The 3,146-nt window shown below is 53.7% G+C and carries 5 protein-coding genes; 1 reads left to right on the top strand and 4 read right to left on the bottom strand.

Annotation, left to right across the window (positions count from 1 at the left end):
• Positions 1–34 precede the first annotated feature (34 nt).
• From QVO43_RS04755 to QVO43_RS04740, 4 genes are all read right to left on the bottom strand, one after another.
• Positions 35–865, bottom strand: a complete 831-nt coding sequence (locus QVO43_RS04755) for a MetQ/NlpA family ABC transporter substrate-binding protein (protein WP_022487436.1) — start codon at positions 863–865, stop codon at positions 35–37.
• Between the two features lie 108 nt (positions 866–973).
• The gene (locus QVO43_RS04750; protein ID WP_022487435.1) at positions 974–1,243 is read right to left on the bottom strand and encodes a hypothetical protein; all 270 of its coding nucleotides are present in this window, start codon (positions 1,241–1,243) and stop codon (positions 974–976) included.
• A 23-nt stretch (positions 1,244–1,266) separates the two neighbouring features.
• Entirely contained in the window at positions 1,267–1,674 is a 408-nt protein-coding gene (locus QVO43_RS04745) for a VanZ family protein (protein ID WP_022487434.1), read from the bottom strand.
• 79 nt (positions 1,675–1,753) lie between these two features.
• The gene (locus QVO43_RS04740; RefSeq protein ID WP_022487433.1) at positions 1,754–1,933 is read right to left on the bottom strand and encodes a hypothetical protein; all 180 of its coding nucleotides are present in this window, start codon (positions 1,931–1,933) and stop codon (positions 1,754–1,756) included.
• A gap of 155 nt (positions 1,934–2,088) precedes the next feature.
• Here QVO43_RS04740 and QVO43_RS04735 point away from each other — a divergent pair, with 155 nt between their 5' ends.
• Complete coding sequence (locus tag QVO43_RS04735) at positions 2,089–3,036, top strand: LysR family transcriptional regulator (RefSeq protein WP_022487432.1); 948 nt, start codon at positions 2,089–2,091, stop codon at positions 3,034–3,036.
• Positions 3,037–3,146 lie beyond the last annotated feature (110 nt).

Below are 3,146 nucleotides of genomic sequence, written 5' to 3'. Positions count from 1 at the left end.
ACAGGGGGTGCTGCATATGCAGCACCCCCTGTTTTCATTTCGCTGGTACAATCGTCCCTTTGAATTTTTCTTCGATGAACTTCTTCACCGCTTCGGAATGGAAGATTTCGGCGATTTTTTTGTATTCCGCCTTTTCCTTGTCCTTTTCCCGGGCTACCAGTACCATCACGGCCAGAGGTTCATCATCCTTTTCCCAGAACAGCCCCTGTTTCTTCACGTCCATACCGGAGCTCATAACATAGTTCATGGTGATCACTGCCAGGTCCACATCCGCCAGGCTCCGGGGCATCTGGGCCGCTTCCAGTTCCTTGAACTTCAGGTTCTTGGGGTTGTCCACCACATCGTTTACGGTAGCCTTGAAACCGACCCCTTCCTTCAGTTTGATCAGGCCGGCTTTTTCCAGGAGTGCCAGGCCCCGTCCTCCGTTGGTGGGATCGTTGGGGATAGCCACCGTGGCGCCGTCCGGCACATCTTTCAGATCATGGATCTTGTCACTGTAGATGCCCATCCGCATCAGGATGGTGTTCCCGATGGGCACCAGCTTGGTACCGTTCTGCTTGTTGAAGTTGGCCAGGAAGGGCGCATGCTGATAGCTGTTCAGATCCAGGTCCCCTTCTGCCAGGGCTTTGTCCGGAGTGATGTAATCGGAGAATTCCACCACTTCCACGTTCAGCCCCTGCTTCTTGGCTTCTTCCGCCACCGCATGGACCACATCCGCATGAGGCCCGGCCGTAGCCCCGATCTTGATGGGCTTGCCGCTGTCGGCGCTTTTCTTGTCGGCACCGCTGCCTCCGCATCCGGCCGCCAAAAGGGCTGCCGCAACCAATCCCGTCAAAAACAAACGGATCTTACCTTTTCCCAACATCTCATCGCTCCCTTTTAATTCATATTGTTTTACTAGTAATTAATGTGTATATCATAGTCGGAAAAGGGAGAGATGTCAAGGGGCTGTTGCCTATGCAACAGCCCCCTCTCACCGATTGATCCATTCGTTCACTTTCCGGTTGTAATACTCATTCTTTTTCTTCTGGACCCATTTATCCCGTTCTTCGCAGATGGCCAGCATTTCGTCCACCATTTCTTCTGCCGTAGGGGGCTGGACGTGGATCAGGTACTGGGTCATCCGTTCCACGGTGCTCTCCGTCCCCAGGTTCTGGGCCATCAGTTCTCCCAGTTCCGCCGGATACCCCAGGTTCACCACCACATCCACCAGTTCCCGGCTCAGCTGTTCCAGTCTTGTCATATCATTCTCCTTCGGTTTCCTTATTATTTCTCTTCCCACAGCCGGCACAGCAGCTGTACTGCCAGGATACCCACAAACACTCCCAGGGTATCCAGCAGCACATCCGACACCTGGGCACTGCGGCCCGGGCTGAACAGCTGGAGGCATTCGTCCACGGCCCCTGCCGCAGCTCCCAGAAGCAGCGCCGGAAGGCCCCGTCCTGTAAGGCCGGTCAGCACCATGCCCAGGGCAGTGAATTCCGTCAGATGGGCCAGTTTCCGGATGGTGTAGAAATTCAGATACCCCATCCCCGGCAGACTGCCCCACCGGGCCAGGGCCAGATGGAGCACCGACTGGCTCTCGGCCTGGGAAGCTGTCCCATTCTGGAGAGAGTGCCCCCAGATGAACCCCAGCAACACCACCAGCAAAACCCAAAGCACCCGACGGCCCATATCTTCACCTCCTGTATAATGGGATTATTATAACATAAAAGGAGCCGTCCCATAGGCAACGGCTCCTCTTCTTTTTCTTTTATACCGACCAGGCACTGGATTCAAAATCCACAGGCCCACGCCCTTGTCTGGCTGCCTTTACCTTGGGGCAGGACTGCTTCGGACTGTTCTTCTGGATTACGGCCCCCCATACGCTCTGGAAATCCTTGGGACGGAAGCCCAGATTCATTTCCCACATCGTAAAAACTTTCTTTTCCATACGGATCTCTCCCTTCCCTTGTTTTCCTGCAGATTGGTTTGTTTTCTCTTTGTGACTACAGTATACGACGAAACTTATACAAAGAAAAACAAATAGATTTCAGTGTTATTACAAGCTGGAGATTGTAGTATAATACAGAAAAAGGAGGCGGTCCCATGGAATTGGCGCAAAAAATGTTTCTGCTGGCGGCGGAAGAGATGAATTTCACCAAGGCAGCCAAACGGGCCTTTGTAACCCAGCAGTGTCTCAGCGAGCATATCAGCAAACTGGAAAAACAGCTCCATACGAAACTGTTCCTCCGGGGCAGGCATCTCCAGCTGACGGAATCAGGAAAAGCCATGGTCAGCACCCTCCGGCAGATCCAGCACCTGGAAGAAAGCCTGGGCCATCGGATCCAGGAAATCGAGGCGGGAGAAATCGGGGAGATCCGCCTGGGGATCAGTACCTCCCGGGCCCGTCTCCTGCTGCCCCGTTTTCTGGAAACATTCCACGGGACTTATCCACAAGTCCACATTTCCATCACCCTGGGGGATACAGTCCAACATATCCAACTGATGAAAACCCAGCAGCTGGATCTGGTGTTGGGGCTGGATGCACCTTCTGATCCCTTCCTGGAAGAGAAGCTGATTGGCAAAGAGAAACTGATGGTAGTGGGCACCCTTTCTTTTTTCCGCCAGTATCATCTGGGTACCTTCTCCCCGGAAAACTGGAAAACAGGAAATACCATCTCCCTTCAGGAATTCAAGCCTTTTCCCCTGATCGGCAATCGGGAACACAGCACCCTGCTGGAACTGGTCCAGAGCTGCCTTCGGGAAAATCATCTGGACTGCCCCCAGCCCATTTCCATCAGCGACATCAGCACCCAGATCCAGCTGTGCCGGCTGGGCCATACAGCCACCTTCTGCAATGATGTGCTGGCCTATCCTCTGATTCGGGAAGTCCAGAAGGATCAGGAAGACCCCCTGCTGGCCTTCTACATAGCCGGTGAGACCCACACCATGCGCTCCAGCATTCTCCGGCTGAAAGCCCAGGTAAGGCCCAGATACCTGGAAGATTTCACCAACAAACTGCTGGAATATATGAAAAAAATCCAGAATGGATAAGGGGTTGTGAAATATTCACAACCCCAGTCGTGGGCCGTGACTCACAGCCCGCGACCCGCGACAAAAAGGCCTGCATCTTTCGATGCAGGCCTTTTCTCTTAACCGGCAGC

It is taken from the genome of Acidaminococcus sp. CAG:542 (assembly GCF_000437815.1).
Taxonomy (GTDB): domain Bacteria; phylum Bacillota; class Negativicutes; order Acidaminococcales; family Acidaminococcaceae; genus Acidaminococcus.
The sequence above is the reverse complement of the archived record's forward strand: the minus strand, read 5'-3'. Positions and strand labels throughout refer to the sequence as shown.

Coding starts and splice junctions, on each gene's coding strand:
- QVO43_RS04740 (WP_022487433.1), bottom strand. CDS start 1,933: ATGGAAAAGAAAGTTTTTACGATGTGGGAAATGAATCTGGGCTTCCGT.
- QVO43_RS04745 (WP_022487434.1), bottom strand. CDS start 1,674: ATGGGCCGTCGGGTGCTTTGGGTTTTGCTGGTGGTGTTGCTGGGGTTC.
- QVO43_RS04755 (WP_022487436.1), bottom strand. CDS start 865: ATGTTGGGAAAAGGTAAGATCCGTTTGTTTTTGACGGGATTGGTTGCG.
- QVO43_RS04735 (WP_022487432.1), top strand. CDS start 2,089: ATGGAATTGGCGCAAAAAATGTTTCTGCTGGCGGCGGAAGAGATGAAT.
- QVO43_RS04750 (WP_022487435.1), bottom strand. CDS start 1,243: ATGACAAGACTGGAACAGCTGAGCCGGGAACTGGTGGATGTGGTGGTG.